20 protein-coding genes, 5 tRNA genes and 1 pseudogene are annotated in these 23,517 nt (G+C 70.2%); 17 read left to right on the top strand and 9 right to left on the bottom strand.

What is annotated here, in order from left to right:
* Nucleotides 1-140 precede the first annotated feature (140 nt).
* Both purF and purM read left to right on the top strand, forming a co-directional pair.
* On the top strand, nucleotides 141-1,658 hold the full coding sequence (purF, locus tag ABT342_RS05560) for an amidophosphoribosyltransferase (RefSeq protein WP_351567438.1): 1,518 nt from the start codon (nucleotides 141-143) through the stop codon (nucleotides 1,656-1,658).
* 36 nt (nucleotides 1,659-1,694) lie between these two features.
* Nucleotides 1,695-2,783, top strand: coding sequence for a phosphoribosylformylglycinamidine cyclo-ligase (gene purM, locus ABT342_RS05555; RefSeq protein WP_351567436.1), 1,089 nt, complete (start codon nucleotides 1,695-1,697; stop codon nucleotides 2,781-2,783).
* Between the two features lie 79 nt (nucleotides 2,784-2,862).
* On the opposite strand, the gene ABT342_RS05550 is transcribed toward purM, so the two are convergent.
* Entirely contained in the window at nucleotides 2,863-3,129 is a 267-nt protein-coding gene (locus tag ABT342_RS05550) for a DUF3073 domain-containing protein (RefSeq protein WP_351567433.1), read from the bottom strand.
* 283 nt (nucleotides 3,130-3,412) lie between these two features.
* Nucleotides 3,413-4,504: a Leu/Phe/Val dehydrogenase gene (locus ABT342_RS05545; protein WP_351567430.1), complete on the bottom strand. Its 1,092-nt coding sequence runs from the start codon at nucleotides 4,502-4,504 to the stop codon at nucleotides 3,413-3,415.
* A 155-nt stretch (nucleotides 4,505-4,659) separates the two neighbouring features.
* On the opposite strand from ABT342_RS05545, the gene ABT342_RS05540 reads away from it, so the two are divergent.
* On the top strand, nucleotides 4,660-5,505 hold the full coding sequence (locus tag ABT342_RS05540; RefSeq protein WP_351567427.1) for a DUF8083 family protein: 846 nt from the start codon (nucleotides 4,660-4,662) through the stop codon (nucleotides 5,503-5,505).
* Between the two features lie 492 nt (nucleotides 5,506-5,997).
* On the top strand, nucleotides 5,998-6,204 hold the full coding sequence (gene bldC, locus ABT342_RS05535; protein WP_003949541.1) for a developmental transcriptional regulator BldC: 207 nt from the start codon (nucleotides 5,998-6,000) through the stop codon (nucleotides 6,202-6,204).
* Between the two features lie 358 nt (nucleotides 6,205-6,562).
* Here bldC and ABT342_RS05530 read toward each other — a convergent pair.
* The 3 genes and pseudogenes from ABT342_RS05530 to hrpA all read right to left on the bottom strand — a co-directional run.
* Nucleotides 6,563-6,694: pseudogene (locus tag ABT342_RS05530) on the bottom strand (DUF6274 family protein); the annotation flags it as partial.
* Between the two features lie 613 nt (nucleotides 6,695-7,307).
* Nucleotides 7,308-7,382 (bottom strand) — tRNA-Asp (locus ABT342_RS05525).
* Nucleotides 7,383-7,482: 100 nt separating this feature from the next.
* Nucleotides 7,483-11,415, bottom strand: coding sequence for an ATP-dependent RNA helicase HrpA (hrpA, locus tag ABT342_RS05520; protein ID WP_351567421.1), 3,933 nt, complete (start codon nucleotides 11,413-11,415; stop codon nucleotides 7,483-7,485).
* A 128-nt stretch (nucleotides 11,416-11,543) separates the two neighbouring features.
* On the opposite strand from hrpA, the gene ABT342_RS05515 reads away from it, so the two are divergent.
* The 7 genes from ABT342_RS05515 to ABT342_RS05485 all read left to right on the top strand — a co-directional run bounded on the left by ABT342_RS05515 (nucleotide 11,544) and on the right by ABT342_RS05485 (nucleotide 16,144).
* Complete coding sequence (locus ABT342_RS05515; RefSeq protein WP_351567418.1) at nucleotides 11,544-11,909, top strand: hypothetical protein; 366 nt, start codon at nucleotides 11,544-11,546, stop codon at nucleotides 11,907-11,909.
* 66 nt (nucleotides 11,910-11,975) lie between these two features.
* On the top strand, nucleotides 11,976-12,725 hold the full coding sequence (locus ABT342_RS05510) for a DsbA family protein (RefSeq protein ID WP_351567415.1): 750 nt from the start codon (nucleotides 11,976-11,978) through the stop codon (nucleotides 12,723-12,725).
* Nucleotides 12,722-13,555, top strand: coding sequence for a cytochrome c biogenesis CcdA family protein (locus ABT342_RS05505; RefSeq protein ID WP_351567412.1), 834 nt, complete (start codon nucleotides 12,722-12,724; stop codon nucleotides 13,553-13,555). Before ABT342_RS05510 ends, ABT342_RS05505 begins: the two co-directional genes overlap by 4 nt.
* A gap of 89 nt (nucleotides 13,556-13,644) precedes the next feature.
* On the top strand, nucleotides 13,645-13,944 hold the full coding sequence (locus ABT342_RS05500; protein ID WP_351567409.1) for a hypothetical protein: 300 nt from the start codon (nucleotides 13,645-13,647) through the stop codon (nucleotides 13,942-13,944).
* Between the two features lie 274 nt (nucleotides 13,945-14,218).
* Nucleotides 14,219-15,139 (top strand): hypothetical protein, encoded by a 921-nt coding sequence (locus ABT342_RS05495; RefSeq protein ID WP_351567406.1) that lies wholly within the window; start codon nucleotides 14,219-14,221, stop codon nucleotides 15,137-15,139.
* Nucleotides 15,136-15,600, top strand: a complete 465-nt coding sequence (locus tag ABT342_RS05490; protein ID WP_351567403.1) for a hypothetical protein — start codon at nucleotides 15,136-15,138, stop codon at nucleotides 15,598-15,600. Before ABT342_RS05495 ends, ABT342_RS05490 begins: the two co-directional genes overlap by 4 nt.
* Nucleotides 15,590-16,144, top strand: a complete 555-nt coding sequence (locus tag ABT342_RS05485) for an NUDIX hydrolase (RefSeq protein WP_351567400.1) — start codon at nucleotides 15,590-15,592, stop codon at nucleotides 16,142-16,144. Before ABT342_RS05490 ends, ABT342_RS05485 begins: the two co-directional genes overlap by 11 nt.
* Nucleotides 16,145-16,507: 363 nt before the next feature.
* Here the strand turns inward: ABT342_RS05485 and ABT342_RS05480 are convergent.
* The 4 genes from ABT342_RS05480 to ABT342_RS05465 form a co-directional block, all read right to left on the bottom strand.
* Nucleotides 16,508-16,581 (bottom strand) — tRNA-Phe (locus ABT342_RS05480).
* A 22-nt stretch (nucleotides 16,582-16,603) separates the two neighbouring features.
* Nucleotides 16,604-16,678, bottom strand: a tRNA-Asp gene (locus ABT342_RS05475).
* A 46-nt stretch (nucleotides 16,679-16,724) separates the two neighbouring features.
* Nucleotides 16,725-16,797 (bottom strand) — tRNA-Glu (locus tag ABT342_RS05470).
* 88 nt (nucleotides 16,798-16,885) lie between these two features.
* Nucleotides 16,886-18,421 (bottom strand): metallophosphoesterase family protein, encoded by a 1,536-nt coding sequence (locus ABT342_RS05465; RefSeq protein WP_351567397.1) that lies wholly within the window; start codon nucleotides 18,419-18,421, stop codon nucleotides 16,886-16,888.
* 74 nt (nucleotides 18,422-18,495) lie between these two features.
* Here ABT342_RS05465 and ABT342_RS05460 point away from each other — a divergent pair, with 74 nt between their 5' ends.
* The 6 genes from ABT342_RS05460 to ABT342_RS05435 all read left to right on the top strand — a co-directional run bounded on the left by ABT342_RS05460 (nucleotide 18,496) and on the right by ABT342_RS05435 (nucleotide 23,282).
* Nucleotides 18,496-18,846, top strand: coding sequence for a metallopeptidase family protein (locus ABT342_RS05460; protein ID WP_190344511.1), 351 nt, complete (start codon nucleotides 18,496-18,498; stop codon nucleotides 18,844-18,846).
* Nucleotides 18,843-19,307 carry a fluoride efflux transporter FluC gene (locus ABT342_RS05455; protein WP_502965469.1) on the top strand — a complete coding sequence of 155 codons (465 nt, stop codon included), beginning with the start codon at nucleotides 18,843-18,845 and terminating at the stop codon, nucleotides 19,305-19,307. Before ABT342_RS05460 ends, ABT342_RS05455 begins: the two co-directional genes overlap by 4 nt.
* Nucleotides 19,304-19,693 (top strand): fluoride efflux transporter CrcB, encoded by a 390-nt coding sequence (gene crcB, locus ABT342_RS05450; RefSeq protein ID WP_351567393.1) that lies wholly within the window; start codon nucleotides 19,304-19,306, stop codon nucleotides 19,691-19,693. Before ABT342_RS05455 ends, crcB begins: the two co-directional genes overlap by 4 nt.
* 105 nt (nucleotides 19,694-19,798) lie before the next feature.
* Nucleotides 19,799-20,404, top strand: a complete 606-nt coding sequence (locus ABT342_RS05445) for a hypothetical protein (protein ID WP_351567390.1) — start codon at nucleotides 19,799-19,801, stop codon at nucleotides 20,402-20,404.
* 250 nt (nucleotides 20,405-20,654) lie between these two features.
* Nucleotides 20,655-22,850 carry a DEAD/DEAH box helicase gene (locus ABT342_RS05440; protein ID WP_351567387.1) on the top strand — a complete coding sequence of 732 codons (2,196 nt, stop codon included), beginning with the start codon at nucleotides 20,655-20,657 and terminating at the stop codon, nucleotides 22,848-22,850.
* A 359-nt stretch (nucleotides 22,851-23,209) separates the two neighbouring features.
* Nucleotides 23,210-23,282 (top strand) — tRNA-Lys (locus tag ABT342_RS05435).
* Nucleotides 23,283-23,517 lie beyond the last annotated feature (235 nt).

Below are 23,517 nucleotides of genomic sequence, written 5' to 3'. Positions count from 1 at the left end.
CGTACAACCGGCCAAAGGCTGAATTACGCGGTTCTTGTGGGAACGTACGACTCCGAAAGCCCGCCCTCGGCCCCTCCCGGGCCCCTCCCCGCCCCTTCCCCAATTCGGACCAGTGGTCGATCTCGCCTACACTCGGAGCCGTGCCACGTGGTGACGGACGACTCAACCACGACCTGCTCCCCGGTGAGAAAGGCCCCCAGGACGCTTGCGGCGTCTTCGGTGTCTGGGCTCCGGGCGAAGAGGTCGCCAAGCTCACGTACTTCGGGCTCTACGCCCTCCAACACCGGGGCCAGGAATCCGCGGGTATCGCGGTCAGCAACGGCTCCCAGATCCTCGTCTTCAAGGACATGGGACTGGTCTCCCAGGTCTTCGACGAGACCTCCCTCGGTTCTCTCCAGGGTCATATCGCGGTCGGTCACGCCCGCTACTCGACCACCGGAGCCTCCGTATGGGAGAACGCGCAGCCGACCTTCCGGGCCACCGCCCACGGCTCGATCGCGCTCGGCCACAACGGCAACCTGGTCAACACTGCCCAGCTCGCCGAGATGGTCGCCGACCTCCCCCGTAAGGACGGCCGCGCCACCCAGGTCGCCGCCACCAACGACACCGATCTCGTCACCGCGCTGCTCGCCGGGCAGACCGACGACGACGGCAAGCCGCTGACCATCGAGGAAGCGGCCACCAAGGTCCTCCCCGAGGTCAAGGGCGCCTTCTCGCTCGTCTTCATGGACGAGCACACGCTCTACGCCGCCCGTGACCCGCAGGGCATCCGCCCGCTGGTGCTCGGCCGGCTCGAGCGCGGCTGGGTGGTCGCCTCGGAGACCGCCGCCCTCGACATCTGCGGTGCGAGCTTCGTCCGCGAGATCGAGCCGGGCGAGCTGATCGCGATCGACGAGAACGGCCTCCGTACCTCTCGATTCGCAGAAGCGAAGCCCAAGGGCTGTGTCTTCGAGTACGTGTACCTGGCCCGCCCCGACACCGACATCGCCGGGCGCAATGTCTACCTCTCCCGGGTGGAGATGGGCCGCCGCCTCGCGAAGGAGGCGCCGGTCGACGCCGATCTCGTCATAGCGACACCGGAGTCCGGCACCCCGGCCGCCATCGGCTACGCGGAGGCCTCCGGCATTCCGTACGGCGCGGGACTGGTCAAGAACGCGTACGTCGGCCGGACCTTCATCCAGCCGTCCCAGACCATCCGCCAGCTGGGCATCCGCCTGAAGCTGAACCCCCTCAAGGAAGTCATCAAGGGCAAGCGCCTGGTGGTCGTCGACGACTCGATCGTCCGCGGCAACACCCAGCGCGCGCTGGTCCGGATGCTCCGTGAGGCCGGGGCCGCCGAGGTCCACATCCGGATCTCGTCCCCGCCGGTGAAGTGGCCCTGCTTCTTCGGCATCGATTTCGCCACCCGTGCCGAGCTCATCGCCAACGGCATGACGATCGACGAGATCGGCACCTCGCTCGGCGCCGATTCCCTCTCGTACATCTCCCTCGACGCCATGATCGAGGCGACCACGATCGCCAAGCCGAACCTGTGCCGCGCCTGTTTCGACGGCGAGTACCCGATGGAGCTGCCTGACCCCGAGCTGCTGGGCAAGCAGCTTCTGGAGACCGAGCTGGCGGGCGGCGCCGACGCCGCCGACGCGCTCCGTCGTCCGTAATCAAGCCCCGTCATTCCAACCGAAAGATCCCAGGCAATGTCTGAGACAAGCCCCGGTGCTTCCTACGCGACGGCCTCCTACAAAACAGCAGGTGTCGACATCGAGGCGGGCGACCGCGCCGTCGAGCTGATGAAGGAGTGGGTGAAGAAGACCCAGCGCCCCGAGGTCCTCGGCGGCCTCGGCGGTTTCGCCGGCCTCTTCGACGCCTCCGCCCTCAAGCGCTACGAGCGTCCGCTGCTCGCCTCCGCCACCGACGGTGTCGGTACGAAGGTCGACGTGGCCCGCCAGATGGGCGTGTACGACACGATCGGCCACGACCTCGTCGCGATGGTCATGGACGACATCGTCGTCTGCGGCGCCGAGCCGCTCTTCATGACCGACTACATCTGCGTCGGCAAGGTCCACCCCGAGCGGGTCGCCGCCATCGTCAAGGGCATCGCCGAGGGGTGTGTCCTGGCCGGTACCGCACTCGTCGGCGGCGAGACCGCCGAGCACCCGGGGCTGCTCGGCCCGGACGACTTCGATGTCGCCGGCGCCGGTACGGGTGTGGTGGAGGCCGACCGGCTGCTCGGCGCGGATCGTATCCGTACGGGGGACGCGGTGATCGCCATGGCGTCGTCCGGCCTTCACTCGAACGGGTACTCGCTGGTCCGCCACGTGGTCTTCGACCGGGCGGGCTGGGCGCTGGACCGGGAGATCCCGGAGTTCGGCCGCACCCTCGGCGAGGAGCTGCTGGAGCCCACCAAGATCTACTCGCTGGACTGCCTGGCCCTGACCAGGACCACCGAGGTGCACGCCTTCAGCCACATCACGGGCGGCGGGCTCGCGGCCAACCTCGCCCGGGTGATCCCGGACCAGCTGCACGCGGTCGTCGACCGGTCCACCTGGGCACCGGGCGCGGTCTTCGATGTCGTCGGCACGGCCGGTGGCGTCGAGCGCCTGGAGCTGGAGAAGACGCTCAACATGGGCGTCGGCATGATCGCCGTGGTCCCGGCGGAGTCCGTCGACGTGGCCCTGACGACCCTCGCGGACCGTGGCGTGGACGCCTGGGTCGCGGGCGAGATCACGGAGCGCGGCGAGCACACCACGGGCGCGGCTCTCGTGAACGACTACGCGACGAGCTGAGCAGCCGCGGCGCAGAATGCGGGAAGCACAGAAACCGGTCCGGGGCGAGGCCCCGGACCGGTTTTGATGTGTGCAGGCGTCAAGCGCCGCGACGCTGCGACGAAGGACCGGACTCCTCGTCCTCGTCTTCCTCGTCGTCGTTGTACAGCTCCGCGTAGCGGGCGTACGGGTCGTCTTCCTCGTCGTCGTCCTCGAACGGCTCGCCGTTCGGCGGCTGACTCGAAATCGGACTCGAAGTCGATGCGCCCAGCTCGTTGGCCAGACGCGACAGGTCAGTCCCGCCGCTGTTGTACTTCAGCTGGCGGGCGACCTTCGTCTGCTTGGCCTTGGCCCGGCCGCGCCCCATGGCTCGACCCCCTCGGTGACGGGGCTCGACGGCCCCAGAGTCTTGACACGCGTTCATGATTCAGAACGGGCTCTCCTCGAAGAGACCGGTCCGTAGGGCTTCAACGGTACCTGCTTCCGCGGCCATACGGTACGCCGCCCGCATGACGCGCCACCTCGCAGAACCTTCGAGGAGCCCATTCCTCGCTGGTCAACCGCGATTTTAACGCTTTCTGGGCGGACGGCTCGCCGACCGGCGTGAGTCTTGTCTCCCCCGGTCGGCGGTGCCACCCCCCTGGGGACCGCTAGCGGCGACGCGCCTCCGCCATCCGCTGCTCGGCGATCCGGTCGGCCGCGGCGGCCGGCGGGATGCCGTCCTCCTTCGCACGAGCGAATATGGCCAGCGTGGTGTCGAAGATCTTCGCGGCCTTCGCCTTGCACCGGTCGAAGTCGAAGCCGTGCAGCTCGTCGGCGACCTGGATCACGCCGCCCGCGTTCACCACGTAGTCGGGCGCGTAGAGGATGTGGCGGTCGGCCAGGTCCTTCTCCACGCCCGGGTGCGCGAGCTGGTTGTTGGCCGCGCCGCACACCACCTTCGCGGTGAGTACGGGAACGCTCTCGTCGTTCAGCGCGCCGCCGAGCGCGCACGGGGCGTAGATGTCGAGACCCCCCATGGACTCTGCGCGGATCAGCGCATCGGTGTCAGCGACGACGGTGACCTGCGGGAAGCGGTCGGTGACGCGGCGCAGCGACTCCTCGCGCACGTCTGTGACGACGACCTCGGCGCCGTCCTTGAGCAGGTGCTCGACCAGGTGGTACCCGACCTTGCCGACGCCCGCGACGCCGACCTTGCGGTCGCGCAGCGTGGGGTCGCCCCACAGGTGCTGGGCGCTGGCGCGCATGCCCTGGAAGACGCCGTAGGCGGTGAGCACGGACGAGTCGCCGGCGCCGCCGTTCTCGGGGGAGCGGCCGGTGGTCCAGCGGCACTCGCGGGCCACCACGTCCATGTCGGCGACGTACGTGCCGACGTCGCAGGCCGTCACGTACCGGCCGCCGAGCGAGGCCACGAAGCGGCCGTACGCCAGCAGCAGCTCTTCGCTCTTGATCTGCTCCGGGTCGCCGATGATCACGGCCTTGCCGCCGCCGTGGTCGAGGCCGGCCATGGCGTTCTTGTACGACATCCCCCGGGACAGGTTCAGCGCGTCCTCGACGGCTGCCGCCTCGGAGGCGTACGGGTAGAAGCGCGTACCGCCTAGGGCCGGGCCCAGAGCGGTCGAGTGGATGGCGATGACGGCCTTCAGCCCGGTGGCGCGGTCCTGGCACAGCACGACTTGTTCGTGGCCCCCCTGCTCCGAGTGGAACAGGGTGTGCAGGACGCCGTCGGTCACATCGGTCACGGTGGTGACTCCCAAGTACGAAGCGGCGATTGGTGGGCCCTCCTGCGGGTGGGGAGGGACCTGATGGGCAAGAGATTAAGTCCTACGCGGTGGTAGATCGGCAGCAGTGCTGAGGATCACCCCCTCCCGGAGTACGGGCATGGAAGGATTTGCGCATGCCGGCGGTCTCTTCCGTTCTCGTCCCGTACGCCTCCTATCTGCGGGTGTACGAGCCCCTGGCGGCCTTCCCCGAGCCCGAGCGCGGCCACTGGGCGCGCTACGCCCGCAGCGGCCGCACCCCGAGCGCCCAGGACGAACTGCGACGGTCGCTGGCGGACTTGCTGCCCACCCCGCCGGTCCCGGTGCCGGTCCACGAGAGCGCGGACGCCTTCGTCACGGAGATCGACGGGGTGGTCTGCGTGTGCCCGTGGCGCACCCGGCTGCGCGGCTGGCTCGCGCTGGAGGAGCTCACGGCGCTGCTGCCGGCGCCGGTGCTGGACGCGGTGCTGCCGCCGGTCGTGCGCGGCCAGGCCGCCGCCGACTACGAGGCGTGGCGGGACCGGAACCCGGACGCCCGGCCGTGGATCAGGACGGCGGTGTGGCAGGTGCCCGTGCGCTGGTTCACGCTCTTCGCGGACGAGGAGCGGGAGTACGAGGCCGGCGAGGTGCCGGGGGGCGCGCCCGTGCTGCGCTACCGGACACCGATGGTGCAGGCCAGACGTCGCCTCGCCCGCGCCCTGAAGACCCTGAGGGACTCGGTCGACGAGGGGCCTCTGACCGAGGGCCTGGTGGACGTGGGGCGCTGGCTGGAGGAGTTCCACCCGCGCTCGCTGGTCGAGCTCGACTACGGCGGTCTCGTGCACGCCCTCTCCCCGGAGCAGCTCGCCGATGATCACTCGGCGGCGGATGTGGCCGAGGGGATCGAGGCGCTGCGGGTCGGCGACGGCGAGCGGGCCGGGGAGGCGTACGGCCGTCTGACGGAGCGTTGGCGGGCGGTTCGGGATCGTCAGTTCGCGAACTGACGTGACTGCCCGATTCGGATGTACGTCCGGGACTTCTTGGATCTGAGGGACGTAGGTCTCTATACGGGCCTTTGAGGCCAAGGTGACGGACCGCACTAAGTCGGCTCTTGCATCCCTTGCCTACCCTCATGCCAAAATAGGACAAGGAGTCCGGGGAGGGTTCCTTCCGTCTGGATAAGTGGCGGAATGCTCAGCATTGCACTCTATGGGGGGTCTGATGACTCCTGATCGCTCTGTGACTGATCGTCACTGTGACGTGACTGTCCGCTATGGCATGGTCCATCGGGCTTCCGCCGCTGATGGACACCTGAGAGGGCAATTCCATCGGTTTGGCCGACGTGGCTGGACAGATGGTGTAGTTGTAGTGCCGAGGACAAGCCGTTCGTCCTATAACCGACTCGGCCCGCGTCCGCCATTTCGGGCAACGCGGGTCAAGGTGCAGAATTTAGAGGAAAGAACCGAGAAGGTTCGGTTCTCCCGAGGAGGCCGCTCATGACCGCTCGCACCCCTGATGCCGAGCCGCTGCTGACCCCGGCTGAGGTCGCCACCATGTTCCGCGTGGACCCGAAGACGGTCACCCGCTGGGCCAAGGCTGGCAAGCTCACGTCCATCCGTACGCTCGGTGGACACCGCCGGTACCGCGAGGCAGAGGTCCGCGCACTGCTTGCGGGTATTCCGCAGCAGCGCAGCGAGGCCTGACACCCCCGATTACGGGGCATCGCCGGGACCCCCAATCCGGCAAGCCCCATACAGAGCTCGACACGGCGGGCGCCTGCCCCAACAGGATTCGTCGTTGATCGCGCTGGACTCCGCCGGGTCCAGCGCGATCTTTTTTGTGCGTGGTGAGGTGGGGTGACCGGCCCGCCCGTGGAGGTCCGTGAACCCCTCCGGAACAGCTCAGCGGGCCGTGCAATTGCACATATTAAATTGGCTTGTTGTAGGGAGGGTGTAAGTTCACCGGTTTCCCAAACTCGTTCGGTGACTCCCGTCACACAGCCGGAGCCTTGTCCTCGCCCTCGTCGCTCCCCTCCTGGTCGGAGCAGAGAACGTCGGCGGAGGGCTCCATGGCGAGGCGCAGCAGTCGATGGCAGATCGGGCAGTGCCGGGTCAGGTGCCGGTAGCCGGAAACGGCCGCCAGATGGGCGCGCAGCAGCGCCCTGGTCTCATGCCTCGCTGTGGATGCCGCCATGCGCCACCTCCGCGGTCGGGGGTCGTACCCCTGTCCTGACTGGGTACCGGTGCCGGACCCCCGCAGTCAATACGACAGAAGGCCCGCACGAGTTGGCCCCGGACGCGATCAAGGCCCCGCACCAAGCGGTGCGGGGCCTTCGATCACTGCGGTCCTGACGGGATGTGCTGTGTCCGATCGCGGCTCCGCCGCGGGCGCGGCCTCCGGGCGGTCGGGGTGTACGACGAGGGCCCCGCACCAAGCGGTGCGGGGCCCTCGATCACTGCGGTCCTGACGGGATGTGCTGTGTCCGATCGCGGCTCCGCCGCGGGCGCGGCCTCCGGGTGGTCGGGGTGTACGACGAGGGCCCCGCACCAAGCGGTGCGGGGCCTTCGATCACTGCGGTCCTGACGGGATGTGCTGTGTCCGATCGCGGCTCCGCCGCGGGCGCGGCCTCCGGGTGGTCGGGGTGTACGACGAGGGCCCCGCACCAAGCGGTGCGGGGCCTTCGATCACTGCGGTCCTGACGGGATGTGCTGTGTCCGATCGCGGCTCCGCCGCGGGCGCGGCCTCCGGGCGGTCGGGGCGTACGACGAGGGCCCCGCACCAAGCGGTGCGGGGCCCTCGATCACTGCGGTCCTGACGGGATTTGAACCCGCGGCCTCCACCTTGACAGGGTGGCGAGCACTCCAAACTGCTCCACAGGACCAGGTTTCGCAGTTTCGGCTTCGTGTTGCTGCCTTGGCTGCGAGAGAGACTGTACAGCAGGTCAGACGCTCCGGTCGAACTCACTCAAGGCGACGGCCGCGTCACGGTGCCAGCGCGTCGATCGCCTTGACGATGCGCTTGTCCGAGACGGGGTGCGCCGTGCCCAGGGCATGGGCGAAATAGCTCACCCGCAGCTCCTCGATCATCCAGCGGACGTCGAGGACCTCCTGCGGCACCGGCCGGCCCTGCGGCATCTGCTCCAGCAGCCAGGCGTACTCGTCCTGCATCTCGTGGACCTTCTCCATGCGCGTCGTGTCGCGCTGCGCGCCCGTCGGCATCTGCTGGAGGCGGCGGTCCACCGCGACCAGGTACCGCATCAGGTCGGGCAGCCGCCGCAGGCCCGTCTTCGTCACGAAGCCGGGCGGCACGAGGGCCGCCAGCTGCTCCCGTACGTCCTGGACGTTGTTGACCAGGGCCAGGCTGTTCGTGGCCTTCAGGCGGCGCTCACAGGCCTGCCAGGCGGCCAGGATCTGGCCGACCTGGTCCACGGTCCGTACGGTCGCGTCCACGAGGTCCGCGCGGACCTTGTCGTACAGCTTGCGGAACGATTCCTCGTCCCAGGCCGGCCCGCCGTGGTCGGCGATCAGCTTGTCCGCGGCGGCGGTCGCGCAGTCCTCGAAGAGGGCCTGGATGGAGCCGTGCGGATTGCGGGACAGGGCGAGCTTCTGCTGGTTCGTCATCCGCTCGGACGCGAACTTCGCGGGGTTCACCGGGATGTTCCGCAGGATCAGCTTCCGCGTGCCCCGCCACATCGCCTGTGCCTGCTCGGCCTCGGTGTCGAAGAGGCGTACGGCCACGGTCTCGCCCTCGTCGACGAGGGCCGGGTACGCCTTGACCGGATGGCCGGCCCGGCGGGTCTCGAAGACCTTCGACAGGGCGCCGATGGTCCAGTCCGTGAGGCCCGTGCGCTCGATCGCGTCGCCGCCCGCCCGCTCGGCGGTGGCCGCGGCGGCCTTGGAGAGGGCCTGTCGGGCCTTCGGCTTCAGCCGGAGCCGCAGCGCCTCCAGGTCCTTGTCCTCGGCGAGCGTCCGACGCCGCTCGTCGACGATACGGAACGTGATCTTCAGGTGGTCCGGGATCCTCGTGAGATCGAAGTCGTCCGCCGTGACGGGCACCCCGACCATGCGCTGCAACTCGCGCGCCAGCGTGACCGGCAGAGCCTCCTGCAGCGGCACGGCCCGGTCCAGGAACGCCTTCGCGTAGTTCGGCGCCGGGACGTAGTGCCGGCGGATCGGCTTCGGGAGCGAGCGGATCAGCTCTGTGACGACCTCTTCGCGCAGCCCCGGGATCTGCCAGTCGAAGCCCTCGTCCGTGACCTGGTTGAGCACCTGGAGCGGAACGTGGACCGTGACGCCGTCCGCGTCCGCGCCCGGCTCGAACTGGTACGTGACACGGAACTTCAGCCGGCCCTGGCGCCAGGAGTCCGGGTAGTCGTCCTTCGTGACCGCCCCGGCCTTCTCGTTGATGAGCATCTCGCGCTCGAAGTCGAGGAGCTCGGGCTCCTCGTGGCGCTTGTGCTTCCACCAGGAGTCGAAATGCGCGCCGGACACGACGTGCTCGGGCACCCGCTGGTCGTAGAAGTCGAACAGCGTCTCGTCGTCCACGAGGATGTCGCGGCGCCGCGCCCGGTGCTCCAGCTCCTCGACCTCGGTGAGGAGGCGGCGGTTGTCGGCGAAGAACTTGTGGTGCGTACGCCAGTCGCCCTCGACCAGCGCGTTGCGGATGAACAGCTCGCGGCTGGTCTCCGGGTCGATGCGCCCGTAGTTCACCTTGCGCTGGGCGATGATCGGGACGCCGTACAGCGTGACCTTCTCGTACGCCATCACCGCCGCCTGGTCCTTCTCCCAGTGCGGCTCGCTGTAGGTGTGCTTGAGCAGGTGCTGGGCGAGCGGCTCGATCCACTCGGGCTCGATCTTCGCGTTGACCCGGGCCCACAGCCGGGAGGTCTCCACCAGCTCGGCGGACATGACGAAGCGAGGGGGCTTCTTGAAGAGCGCCGAGCCGGGGAAGACGGCGAATTTCGCGTTCCGCGCGCCCACGTACTCGTTCTTCGCGCCCTCCTTGATGTCCTTCATCCCGATGTGGGAGAGGAGCCCGGCCAGCAGCGAGACGTGGACGGACTGGTCGGGCGCGTCCTCGTCGTTCAGATGGATGCCCATCTGCTTGGCGACCGAACGCAGCTGCGCGTAGATGTCCTGCCACTCGCGGATCCGCAGGAAGTTCAGATACTCCTGCTTGCACATCCGGCGGAAGCTGGAGGAGCCGCGCTCCTTCTGCTGCTCGCGGACGTACCGCCAGAGGTTGAGATAGGCGAGGAAGTCGCTCGTCTCGTCCTTGAAGCGGGCGTGCTGCTGATCGGCCTGCGCCTGCTTCTCCGCCGGGCGCTCGCGCGGGTCCTGGATGGAGAGCGCGGCGGCGATGACCATGACCTCGCGGACGCAGCCGTTCTTGTCCGCCTCGATGACCATCCGGGCCAGGCGCGGGTCGACGGGCAGCTGCGCGAGCTTGCGGCCCATCGGCGTCAGCCGCTTCTTCGGGTCCTTCTGGGCGGGGTCCAGCGCGTGCAGCTCCTGCAGGAGCTGCACTCCGTCGCGGATGTTGCGGTGGTCCGGCGGGTCGATGAACGGGAACTTCTCGATGTCGCCGAGCCCGGCGGCGGTCATCTGCAGGATGACGGAGGCCAGGTTCGTCCGGAGGATCTCGGCGTCCGTGAACTCGGGCCGGGCCTCGAAGTCGTCCTCGGAGTACAGGCGGATGCAGATGCCGTCGGACGTACGGCCGCAGCGGCCCTTGCGCTGGTTGGCGCTGGCCTGGCTGATCGCCTCGATGGGCAGGCGCTGGACCTTGGTGCGGTGGCTGTAGCGGGAGATCCGGGCGGTGCCCGGATCGATGACGTACTTGATGCCGGGGACGGTCAGCGAGGTCTCGGCGACGTTCGTCGCGAGGACGATGCGGCGGCCGGGGTGCGACTGGAACACGCGGTGCTGCTCGGCGTGCGAGAGGCGGGCGTAGAGGGGGAGGACCTCGGTGCTGCGCAGCTGCTTCTTGTTCAGCGCGTCCGCCGTGTCACGGATCTCGCGCTCACCGGAGAGGAAGACCAGGATGTCGCCGGATCCCTCGGACTGGAGCTCGTCGACGGCGTCGCAGATGGCGGTGATCTGGTCGCGGTCGGACTCGTCACTGTCCTCTTCGAGGAGGGGGCGGTAGCGGACCTCGACGGGGTAGGTCCGGCCGGAGACCTCGACGATCGGTGCGTCGCCGAAATGCCGGGAGAAGCGCTCGGGGTCGATCGTCGCGGAGGTGATGACGATCTTGAGGTCGGGGCGCTTCGGCAGCAGCTGGGCCAGATAGCCCAGCAGGAAGTCGATGTTCAGCGACCGCTCGTGGGCCTCGTCGATGATGATCGTGTCGTACGCGCGCAGCTCGCGGTCCGTCTGGATCTCGGCGAGCAGGATGCCGTCCGTCATCAGCTTGACGAAGGTCGCGTCCTGGTTCACCTGGTCGGTGAACCGGACCTTCCAGCCGACCGCCTCCCCGAGCGGCGTGCGCAGCTCGTCCGCGACGCGCTCGGCGACCGTGCGCGCGGCGATCCGGCGGGGCTGGGTGTGCCCGATCATGCCGCGCACGCCCCGGCCGAGCTCCAGACAGATCTTGGGGATCTGCGTGGTCTTGCCTGAGCCGGTCTCGCCCGCGACGATCACGACCTGGTGGTCGCGTATCGCCTCCAGGATCGTGTCCTTCTTCTGGCTTACCGGGAGCTGTTCGGGGTACGTGACCTCGGGCACCCTGGCGGCGCGCTCGGCCGTGCGGGCAGCGGCCTTCGAGGCCTCGGCCGCGATCTCGTCCAGCACGGCCTGCCGGGCCTCGGGCTTGCGGATGCGGCGGGTGCCTTCGAGCCGCCGCCCGAGCCGGTGCGCGTCGCGCAGCGAGATCTCGGCCAGCAGGGTCTGGAGATCGGCGAAGGAAGTAGACATACGGAACCCAGGATCGCACCCGCGCGAGCGGAGTGGCGAACCCATTTCCGGTGCGGCCCCGTCGGAAGTGCTGCCCGTACGATGACGGTCCCGCCGTCCCGAACCGTCGAACAGGAGACGTGCCGTCCATGTCCCGTACCGGCAGCCGGTTGTGCAGCGCGTTCGTCGTGCTGCTCGTCGGACTGCTGCTGTGCACGGGCGCGACCGGTGCGAGCGCGGCCTCCGAGCCCGCCCCCGAGCCGTCGGCGATCACCGTCTCCGCAGGTCACGAAGCGCCGGGCTGCGACGAGGGCACCGGCGTGGACGGCGGGCTGAGCCCGGCGACCCCGCCGCGCGGCTCGTCGGCCTACGAGCTGCTGCCCGCCCCGCACGCCGTCCCCGCCGGAGCCGGCTGCTGGGCCGTCCACGAGGCCGTCCCGGACATAGCGCCGGAGCGCGGCCCGCCCCCGGTCGCCGCGCCGAGCCCGATGGATCTCTCCGTCCTGCGCGTATAGGCGGGGGCGCACAGCCGTGCCCTGCCCCGCCCACCCCGTTTCGCGTTCAGGAGAGATCGAACAACCATGCCCATTTCCCGTAAGCCTCTCGTGCTCGGCGTCGGAGTCGTCACCGCCGCGGTCCTGCTCGGCGTCGCTTCGTACACCGCCACCAAGCCCGCTCCGGCATCGTCCTCGCCCGTCGCCGACGTGTCCGCCGACCCGCAGGCCGGCGTCTACCCGGAGCTGACGAAACTCGCCCGGCGCGACGCGAAGGACCCCCTCGCCGTCGGGCGGGCGGACGCGCCCGTCGTCATGATCGAGTACGCCGACTTCAAGTGCGGCTACTGCGGGAAGTTCGCGCGGGACACCGAGCCCGCGCTCGTGGAGAAGTACGTCGAGAACGGCACGCTGCGCATCGAATGGCGCAACTTCCCGATCTTCGGCGAGGAGTCCGAGGCCGCGGCGCGCGCCGCGTGGGCCGCCGGACAGCAGGGCCGCTTCTGGCAGTTCCACGCCGCCGCGTACGCCGCGGGCGCGAAGGAGAAGGGCTTCGGCGGGCCGCGGCTCCGGGAGCTCGCCGAGCAGGCCGGTGTGCCCGACCTCGCCCGCTTCACGCGGGACACGGACGGCGAGGCCGCCCGGCGGGCGGTGGCGAAGGACCAGGAGGAGGGGTACGCCCTGGGCGCGACGTCCACCCCGTCGTTCCTGGTCAACGGCCGGCCGATCGCGGGGGCGCAGCCGGCGGACACGTTCACCGAGGCGATCGAGGCGGCGAGCGAGGCGGCGAACGGCAAGGCGAACGGCGCGGTGAACGGCTCGGCGGCCAAGGGATGACCGACATCGGATACTTGGCGGCGTTCCTCGGCGGTCTGCTCGCGCTGCTCAGCCCGTGCAGCGCGTTGCTCCTCCCGGCGTTCTTCGCGTACTCGATCGACTCCACGAGCAAGCTGGTGGCCCGTACCGGCATCTTCTACGCGGGCCTGGCGACCACGCTGGTCCCGCTGGGCGCGGCGGGCTCGTACGCCGGACGGCTCTTCTACGGCCACCGCGATCTGCTGGTCTCCGCCGGTGGCTGGCTGATCATCGCCCTCGGTGTCGCCCAGATCGTGGGCCTCGGCTTCGCGTCGCGCCGCCTCGCCGAGGCGAGCGCCCGGATCCGCCCCACCACCGCACTCTCCGTCTACGCCCTCGGGCTGGTCTACGGCCTCGCCGGCTTCTGCGCGGGCCCGATCCTGGGCAGCGTCCTCACGGTCTCGGCCCTCAGCGCCAGCCCGGTGTACGGCGGCCTGCTCCTGGCCGTCTACGCCCTCGGCATGGCCGTCCCGCTGTTCCTGCTGGCCCTCCTCTGGGAGCGTTACGAACTGGGCGGGCGGGCTTGGCTGCGCGGCCGTACGTTCAGGGTGGCCCGGTTCGAACTCCACACCACAGCTGTGCTGTCCGGCCTCTTCTTCATCACCCTGGGCACGCTCTTCCTCGCCTTCGACGGCACGACCGCGCTGCCCGGTCTGCTCTCCGTGGACGCTTCCTTCGCCGCCGAGGAATGGGCCACCTCCCTGGGCCGCGCGGTCCCGGACTGGGCGCTGCTGATCGTGGCCGTCGCGATCGCCGCGATCGTCACCGGGGTCCGCGGCTGGCGCCGCCGCGGAGGCGGCGAACACGTGTGAGCTTTCTTTTGACAATCACACCAATGGGGGTGAAGTGTAGATATGTCCTGAAAGCCCAATTCGCGATTTGTGTGCGGAGGTGCATGGGGATGCGCCGGAGGATCGTTGCCGCTATAGCGGCCGGATTCGCAGGGCTCGCCCTCGGCGTGCTGCCAGCCACGGGTGCGTCTGCCTCAACCCCCACCGGGGGTGGAGGTGACCACTGCTACGGGGGCTGGGGCTGGGGGCATGGCTACTGCGACGACTACTACTACGACGGGCCTCGTGGCTACGCCGGGTACTACGACAGGCACTACGACGGGCCGCGCGGCTACGGCGGGTACTACGACAGGTACTACGACGGCTATCGCCACGCATACCCCAGCAACGTGGTGGTCATCGTCAGGTAGCCCGGAAAAACCCTAGCCGTTGCGACGAACGCGCCGCGTTCCCTCCCGCACGAGCCGAGTCGCGTACGGACACCTGAACACCCGCCCCGAGCACCCGGGGCGGGTGTTCTCACGCGCTCCTGCGCCGGGACGGTGTCGAGCATGAGGGTTGGCTCTCGCACCCCCTTCGAGGCGCGCCGCTTACTTGCTCATCAAGATCAGACGTTCTTGTTGTCCGGCCCACGCGGCACATGCTGAACTGGCCCACTTACGGGGGGCGAGGAAAGGGCCGGCCATGACCGAGGTGCTCAGCACAGGGTGGGACAGCGTACGGCAGCGGGCCAGGCTCAGCGCCCAGGCTCCCGGGGGCACCGCCCCGGCAGAGCGGCTGACCGCGCTCGGGCGGGCAGAGCTGCTCGGGCGGCTGCGCTGGGAAGTCATCCAGGGCGGCTCTCTGTTCCTGAGCTATCCCCAACTGCTCGATGGGGCCGTCTTCGCCGCGCTCCGGCCTGCCGCACTCCTCGACGAACTGGCGATTCGGGCGATCGGCGGTGGTGCGGTGCTGCCGATCCGGGTGAACTCCCGGAACGCGGACCTGGCCGGGCAGCTGATCGCGATGCTCTCGACCGGTTTCCGCCTCTCCTCCCTCCCGATCTCCGACGAACAGTGCCTGCGACTCCAGCGGGAGCTGGCTGCCCACGCGGACAGCGAGGCTGCGGTCGCAGCCCTCGCCGTGGAGGGCCCGGTCGGTATGGCGGACCGGCTGCTGGCGGCGACCGGTGTCCTCGACACTCCGCTACGGCGGCGCACGGTCGCCCGGTGGGGTGACTGGCTGGAGGCCGCCGGGCGCGGTCTGCTGGAGGTCAGTCCCCTGGTGCCGGCCGACTACGCCACCGCGTACGCGATGCGGCCCCCGCCGCGCCCGGAGGACACGGCCAGCGAGGACGGCCGGGCGGTGCTCACTGCCTGGACCAGCGGGGAGTTCGACGTGAACGGCCTGCCCAGCCGCAGCCGCCTGTACGAGCGCCTTGACTCCCTGCTGCGCTCCGGTGACCCCGAGGCGCAAGCGGACGCACAGATGCTGCGCGAGTCCTTCGACGAGACGTACTACCGAGCCATTGCGGCGAGCGAAGGCTGCCTGCTCGGGATGCCCTCGCCCCGACGCGGTGTCCGACGCCGGGAGGCGGCGACGCTGGGGATCAGACACCGGTCGTGACCTATCCGACCCGGTTCGAGCTGCGGCTCGGCATGATGAGCGGGGAGCAATGGCAGCGTTACACCGATGAGGCGGCCGACGCCCTCACCGGATGGTGGCAGCGGCACGACCTCGTCGCGCTGCAGGAGGTGGGCGACCTGCTCGGGGCGCGTACGAAGGAGCCACCGCCCGGTGGCTCGGACGAGGTGCCGGTGACCCGTCTCCAGCGGTTCGTACAGACCACACGCGGGGTCACGACGCAGATGGTCGCGGGTGGCGGGATGGGCCTGGCGGCCAGCCTGCTCGGGCAGGGGACAGCCGCAGGGGTCGCGAGTGGCGCAGGCGGAGCGCTGGTGCCGGTCGTTGTCGCGGCCGTATCCGCCGGGCTGCCCCGCCTGACCGGCTTCCGAGGGCGGTGCGACGTGATCGAGCTCCCTGGGGTCCGCGAAGGAAGGCCTGATGGAGGGCCTGATGGACACTGAGGCGCCACGCACGCACACCCGCAGGGCCTTCACCGATGCCGACGGCGGGCGGTGGTGCGAGGTGTACCTCGATACCTACCGCTTGCCGTCCGGCGCCGAGACTGTCCGGCACCGCATCCGTGTCGGCGGTGGCCGTACGGGAGTCGTGGTGCTGGCCCGACGAGGTGACGACATTCTGATGGTCCGCCAGTGGCGACCGACCGTTGGCAGGTGGGCCTGGGAACTGCCACGAGGCTTCGGCGAGACCGATCCTGCCTCGGACGCGCTGCGCGAACTGGCTGAGGAGACGGGACTGGTGGGGTCCACAGCGGCTGTGGTGGCGTACCTGGACGTCGACTCCGGCATGCTGGAGAACGAGGTCGCCGTTGTCGAGGTCGCGGTTCAGGGTGACGCCCCACTGCGCCCCGGCTCGGTCGGCGACGGTGAGATCGCTGCCGCGCGCTGGTGGACTCCGCGCGAGATCACGAAGGCGATCCGTACGGGAGAGCTGCGGGACGGCTTCACGCTCGCCGCGTTCGGGGCATCCACCGCGGCCCGCGGCTAGGGCCTGTCGTCCGGGGCAACCGCCGGCCGAAGACGTACCAGGGCTACGAGAGCGTGGCGCGTGTCCACCTCGTACCGGGACTCGGACGTAGGAAGATCCGGACGCTCCATCGATCACCGCGAGCGGGAGGCGCAGGAGCGGGCCGCCGCCGCACATCGTCCGGCAGATCGTCGGCCACAGCGACATCGGGGTGACGATGAAGGTCTACGCCCACGCCTCGCTCGCCGAGCAGCGGAGGGGGCCCAGGAAGCTCGGGGGACAACCTCTCCTGAGAGCCGTTGGGGTAACGGTTGGCGTAGCCGACACGAAAACACCCCCTCCGTGAAGATCCCGGAGAGGGTGTGTGCCCTGGTAGGGCTGCGGTGGCTGGGGCCGGGGTCGAACCGGCGACCTTCCGCTTTTCAGGCGGACGCTCGTACCAACTGAGCTACCCAGCCGCGCGACTCTTGCGAGTCGCAGCGGTCCTGACGGGATTTGAACCCGCGGCCTCCACCTTGACAGGGTGGCGAGCACTCCAAACTGCTCCACAGGACCAGAGGTGATGCATTGTGCGAGAACTAGTCTCGCACACGGTTGTGCGTGCCCCCAACGGGATTCGAACCCGTGCTACCGCCTTGAAAGGGCGGCGTCCTGGGCCACTAGACGATGAGGGCTAAAGGCCCGCCTGGGCGCTTCGCAGCGCGTCGGGGACGTGAGAAGCATATGGGATGCGGGGAGCGATCGCCAAAACGGTTTCCGGCGTCACTCGGACGGGCCAGGGGACGGTGGCCCGTCCCGGGGCTCGGGCGTGGCCAGGTGGCGGGTGACCTCGGCGGTCGTGAGGCCCAGGCCGCCCAGGGTGATCTCGTCCCAGGCCTGGAGGCGGTGGTTGGTCCGGTCGAGGTACAGGACGGACGCGCGGACCTGTTCCGGCTCCTCGTTCTGGACCGCGCGCAGGCCCCCGCCGCCCGTGGAGCCCTCGATCTTGAGGCGGGTGCCGTGCGGGAGGAGCTCGGTCCTGCGGTTGTGGACGTGGCCCGCCAGGACCAGGGGGACCTCGCCGTCGGTCTCGCGCGCGGCGACGGGGTTGTGGGCGACCGCGATGTCGACGGGGGTGCCCGCGCGGCGCTCGTCCCGCAGGGCGGAGGCGAGGCGGAGGCCGGCCATGCGTTCGGCGGGGTCGCCCTGGGGGGCGGTCGAGCGGTCGGGCGTGAACTGGGGGTCGCCGGTGCCCGCGACCCGCAGGCCGGCGACCGTGACGGCGCGGCCCTCGTCGAGGACGTGGACGTTCTTCAGGCGCTGGAGGTACTGCTGGGTGAGCGGCGAGTCATGGTTGCCGCGGACCCAGATGTAGGGCGCGCCGAGGTGGGGGATCCGGTCGAGGAAGGTGTTCTCGGCGGCGGTCCCGTGGTCCATGGTGTCGCCGGAGTCGATGATCACGTCGATCCCGTACTGCTTCACGAGCGAGCCGATGATGTGCCACGAGGCCGGGTTGAGGTGGATGTCGGAGACGTGCAGGACGCGCATGGTGCCGGGGTCCGGCTGGTAGACGGGGAGCGTCGAGGTGGCCTCGTACAGCTTGCTGACGTTGGTGACCAGGCGCGCCAACTCCTTCTGGTAGACGTCGAATTCGGTGACGATCGAGCGTGCGTTGCCGACGACCGAGGGGGCGCTGACGAGCAGGCCGGAGAACTTCGGTTCGAGGACGGACTTCGGATTCCAGGTGGCGTACGCGCTGACGCCCGAAGCGGCCAGGAGCGCGAGCGCGAGCCCGCCCGCGGCCAGGGCCCGGCGCGGGCGGCGGTAGACGGCGAGGCCGAGGGCGGTGGCGCCGGAGACGACGGCGACGCAGGCGCGGACGGCGAGGTCACGCGTGCCGTCCGCGACGTCGGCGGTGATCTCCTCCTGGAGTCCGGAGATGAGCTCCGGATGTTCGACGAGGTCCTGGGAGCGGACCGGGTCGAGCCGGTCGACGTCGACGTCGAGGCGGATGGGCGCGGCGTGGGAGTCGAGCTCCAGGGCGCCGAGCGGGGAGACGTCGATCGTCGTGCCGCCGGTCAGGGACGGGCGCAGCGCCATGGTCGTGTCCATCGGTCCCACCGGCGTACGGACGTCTCCGACGACCAGAAGCCCGAGCCAGGCGCCGAGCAGCACCACGGCGACCAGGCCGGCCGCCTGTTCGAGACGAGTTCTGGTGGGGCTGGTCGGGCTGGTGGGGCCGGTGGAGTGAGGGGAGCGGGGGAAGCGGGGGAAGCGGGCGAGGGTGGCGCGGAGTCGTTTGCGAGCGTCACGGGCCATTGGTCCCGTATGCCCGCATGTGGCGGCGGCTATGCCGCGCGTCGTACGTTCCGGTACTGCGTGACAATGGCCAGGTGCTGGAGATGACGCGCGAGGAGTTCGAGGAACTGGTCGCCGAGGCCCTGGACAGGATCCCGCCGGAGCTGACGCGGCTGATGGACAACGTCGCGGTGTTCGTCGAGGACGAACCGCCCGCCGACGATCCCGAGCTGCTCGGGCTCTACGAGGGGACTCCGCTGACCGACCGCGGTGAGTGGTACGCGGGCGTGCTGCCGGACCGGATCACGATCTACCGGAATCCGACACTGCGGATCTGCGAGACGCGCGAGGACGTGGTCGAGGAAACCGAGATCACCGTGGTGCATGAAATCGCCCATCACTTCGGGATCGATGACGAGCGGCTGCACGCGCTGGGGTACGGGTGAGTCCGCCGAACCCCGATGAGCCCATCGATCCGGACGTCGATCTGCACGCGTCCTCCCAGCGCGCCGAGACGGCCGGGCGCGGGAAGTGGAAGGTGCTCGCGGCGGTTTCGGCCGGCGGGGCGCTGGGTGCGTCCGCGCGGTACGGCGTGTCGCTGTTCTGGCCGTCCGTGTGGGGGACGTTCGCCGTCAACGTGGTGGGGTGCGCGCTCATCGGCGTGCTCATGGTGCTGGTGAGCGAGCGTCATGTCGTGACGCGTCCGCTCGTACGGCCGTTCCTCGGGGTCGGGGTGCTCGGTGGCTTCACCACCTTCTCGACCTACGCCCTCGACATCGCCGGACTTCTGGAGCGTCAGCAGGCGGCCACCGCGCTGGCCTACGCCGCCGCGACGGTGGTGGGGGCGCTGGGCGCGGTGTGGCTGGGCGCGTCGGCCACCCGGCGGATGGCGGGTGCGGGACCGTGAACTGGCTGCTCGTCATCGTGGGCGGGGCGGTAGGGGCTCCGCTGCGGTATCTGACCGACCGTGCGGTGCAGACGCGGCACGACTCGGTGTTCCCGTGGGGCACGTTCGTGGTGAACGCGGCGGGGAGTTTCGTGCTGGGTGTGCTGGCGGGAGCGGTGGCTGCTTCGGGTTCTTCCGGTGCCTCCGGCTCCTCCGCGGTGTACGCGCTGCTCGGCACCGGGCTGTGCGGGGCCCTGACGACGTACTCGACCTTCTCGTACGAGACGCTCCGGCTCGCTGAGCGCGGCCGGAAGTTCCTCGCGGCGGCGAACGTCGCGGCGTCGCTGCTGGTGGGGCTGGGGGCCGTGCTGCTGGGTGCCGAGCTGGCCGGCGGGCTGGGGCGGTAGCGTCAGGAGCGTGGGGCGGCAGCCCCCCGGCGTCGGGCGTGTCCCATGCGGGGCAAAGGGAGTTGGGCAGGAAAATCCGCGTCCCGTGCCCCGGAGGTGCCACTCGTGCGCCAGTTGTCCGCCCCCGGCCGTTGTGCCGTATGGATCGCCACCGTCCTGGCTGCCGCGACCTCCGCAGGCTGCATGAGCGTGAGCGACGACCGCGGGAAGCCGGCGCCATCGAAGTCCCCGCAGCAGCGGGGGGCCGCTGCCGATCCCGGCGGTGAGGGCGGTGGGTCCGGCGGCACGGGTGGCCGCGCCCGTACGGGTATGGGCGGCACCGCGCAGACCGGCGGCGCCGGGGCCGAGGACCGGGGGAAGGGCGGCAAGGGCGCGGCCTCGCCCAGCGCGGGCGGTTCCGTGGCGCCGTCCGCCGCGCCCCCGCAGGGCGGCGGGGGCGCGAAGCCGCCCGAGCCCGGACAGCCCACGCCGCCGCCGGGTGACCCGGAGCCGCCGGTGGAGCCCTCGCCGCCGACCGAGCCGACCCCGCCGGTGGACCCGACCCCGCCGGGACCGGACCCGGACCCCGATCCGCCGACGCAGGAGCCGACCGACCCGCCGTCGGCCTCGCCGGCCGCCGATACGCAGATGGGCGCGATGCGGGCGGCGGCGGGCGACGGAACCTGGGCGGGCGCGGAGCCGGCGGCTTCGCCGCAGATGGGCCCCGTCTGATGGGGTCTGCCCGGAGATGAGAGGCGATGTGTGGTCTGGTGTGACGAGCGTCGCAGGGTGGCGGTTTGCCTTGGGTGGGGGAGGGTGCGTATGGTGGTAGATCGTTTGATCCCATTGCCCGGCGCCGACACAGAAGAGCGCCGTGTGGCGCGTACTCTCCCTAGCCGTGGCTGACCGCATTGAGGCGGTCGATTTGCGAATTCACGGAGTTTGGGCGCGTGCCGAGACTCCGGAAGGTTTCGCATTTCGCATGTCCATTTCCAGTTCTGACCGTGCCGTCCTGCCCGAGAACGACGAGATCGTCGAGGTCTTCGAGGCCGTCGAGACGGCCCTCGAAGCTTCCGAGGTCGAGGTTGAGGCCGAGGCCGTGACCGAGGCCGCCGAGGCCGCTTCCGAAGCTCCCGCGGCTCCCGAGGTGACCTTCGCCGACCTGGGCCTGCCCGAGGGCGTCGTCCGCAAGCTCGCCCAGAACGGTGTCACCGTCCCGTTCCCGATCCAGGCCGCGACCATCCCGGACGCCCTGGCCGGCAAGGACATCCTCGGCCGTGGCCGTACCGGCTCCGGCAAGACCCTCTCCTTCGGTCTGCCGACGCTGGCCCAGCTGGCCGGCGGCCACACCGAGAAGAAGAAGCCCCGCGCGGTCATCCTCACCCCGACCCGTGAGCTCGCGATGCAGGTCGCGGACGCCCTCCAGCCGTACGGCGACGTGCTCGGCCTGAAGATCAAGGTCGTCTGCGGCGGTACGTCCATGGGCAACCAGATCTACGCCCTGGAGCGCGGCGTCGACATCCTCGTCGCCACCCCGGGCCGACTGCGCGACATCATCAACCGTGGCGCCTGCTCCCTGGAGAACGTCCAGGTCGCGGTCCTCGACGAGGCCGACCAGATGTCCGACCTGGGCTTCCTGCCCGAGGTCACCGAGCTGCTCGACCAGGTCCCCGAGGGCGGTCAGCGCATGCTCTTCTCCGCCACCATGGAGAACGAGATCGGCACGCTGGTCAAGCGCTACCTGAACAACCCGGTCAGCCACGAGGTCGACAGCGCCCAGGGCAACGTCACGACCATGACGCACCACGTGCTCGTCGTGAAGCCGAAGGACAAGGCGCCGGTCACGGCCGCCATCGCCGCCCGCAAGGGCCGCACCATCATCTTCGTACGGACCCAGCTGGGCGCCGACCGTATCGCCGAGCAGCTCGTCGAGGCGGGCGTGAAGGCGGACGCGCTGCACGGCGGCATGACGCAGGGTGCCCGTACCCGCGTCCTCGCCGACTTCAAGGACGGTTACGTCAACGCGCTGGTCGCCACCGACGTCGCCGCCCGCGGCATCCACGTCGACGGCATCGACCTGGTCCTGAACGTGGACCCGGCCGGTGACCACAAGGACTACCTGCACCGCTCCGGCCGTACCGCCCGCGCGGGCCGGTCCGGCACGGTCGTCTCGCTGGCGCTTCCGCACCAGCGTCGCCAGATCTTCCGCCTGATGGAGGACGCGGGCGTCGAGGCCTCGCGCCACATCGTCGGTGGTGCCGGCGTCTTCGACCCGGAGGTCGCCGAGATCACCGGCGCCCGCTCGCTGACCGAGGTCCAGGCCGACTCCGCGAACAACGCCGCCAAGCAGGCCGAGCGCGAGGTCTCCCAGCTCACCAAGGAGCTGGAGCGGGTGCAGCGCCGCGCCGCCGAGCTGCGCGAGGAGGCCGACCGCCTGGTCGCCCGCGCCGCGCGCGAGCGGGGCGAGGACCCGGAGGCCGCGATCGCCGAGGCGGCGGAGGCGGCGGAGGCCGAGGTCTCCGTGCCCGAGCAGCCCGTGGTGCGCGAGGAGCGGCCGTCGTACGACCGCCGTGACGAGCGGGGCAACTTCGACCGCCGTGACCGTCGTGACAACGACCGTGGTTTCGAGCGTCGTGACGACCGTGGTGGCGACCGTGGTGGTTTCCGCCGGGACAACGACCGTCGTGATGACCGTGGTGGCCGTTCCTTCGAGCGTCGTGACGGCGACCGTGGCGGTTTCCAGCGTCGTGACAACGACCGTCCGTTCAACCGTGACCGTCGTGACAACGACCGTGGTTTCGAGCGTCGTGACGACCGTGGTGGCGACCGTGGTGGTTTCCGCCGGGACAACGACCGTCGTGATGACCGTGGTGGCCGTTCCTTCGAGCGTCGTGACGGCGACCGTGGCGGTTTCCAGCGTCGTGACAACGACCGTCCGTTCAACCGTGACCGTCGTGACAACGACCGCGGCTTCGAGCGTCGTGACCACCGTGGCGGCAGCGACCGTCCGTTCAACCGCGACCGCCGCGACGACCGCCCGTCGGGCGGCGGCTTCCGCGCCGGCGGCCACGACCGTCCGTACGGCCGCCGTGACGACCACCGCGGCTCGGGCTCCGGCTCCGGCTCGTTCGGTGGCGGCCGCCGCGACGACAAGCCGCGCTGGAAGCGCAACGGCTGACATCCCGTAACCGGGTAGCAGGGCCCGTACGAGCACTTCGGTGCTTGTACGGGCCCTGTGCCGTTGTGTGTCGTCGTGGATACCAGCGGCACGCCGGGCTGTTCTGACCAGTGGTCGACTCCGCTGCCACCGTCTGGCGTCCCCCCGGGGACGGGTTCGGCGCGCGCACCAGGCTCGTCGTCGGCTAGGCAGCTTTTCCGGGGGCCCGGCCGGGCTTTTCCAGGCCGGGCCGCGGTACGGCCCCGGGACCTCACGGGACCGGGGCCCGTGCCTCTGTCCGGTGACGGGGGCCGCCCGGCGACGCTCCACTCCCTAATAGGGTCGGAGCCGACGGGTGGCGGCGGCTATGCTGCGGGTGCGGGCCGTTAGCTCAATTGGCAGAGCAGCGGACTTTTAATCCGTTGGTTGTGGGTTCGAGTCCCACACGGCCTACCGCGAGCAGGCGGGGTGTACCCCTTCTGACCTGCTATTGAGCGCCCCGACCGGTCACGACCGGTCGGGGCGCTCCGTCGTGCGGGGCCTCATGCGCGCCCCAGGCGTGCTCACGGGCGCCGGGGTCCGGGCGCGGGCGAACGAGTGATCGTCGCCGATACGGAATGCTCCAGCCCCCTGTGATCGGCTTCCGGCGTTGGCCGGCACGGCGATGTGCGGCGACAGGCCGATCCCG

This window comes from Streptomyces sp. NPDC000410, from assembly GCF_040300305.1.
Taxonomy (GTDB): Bacteria; Actinomycetota; Actinomycetes; order Streptomycetales; family Streptomycetaceae; genus Streptomyces.
The sequence above is the reverse complement of the archived record's forward strand: the minus strand, read 5'-3'. Positions and strand labels throughout refer to the sequence as shown.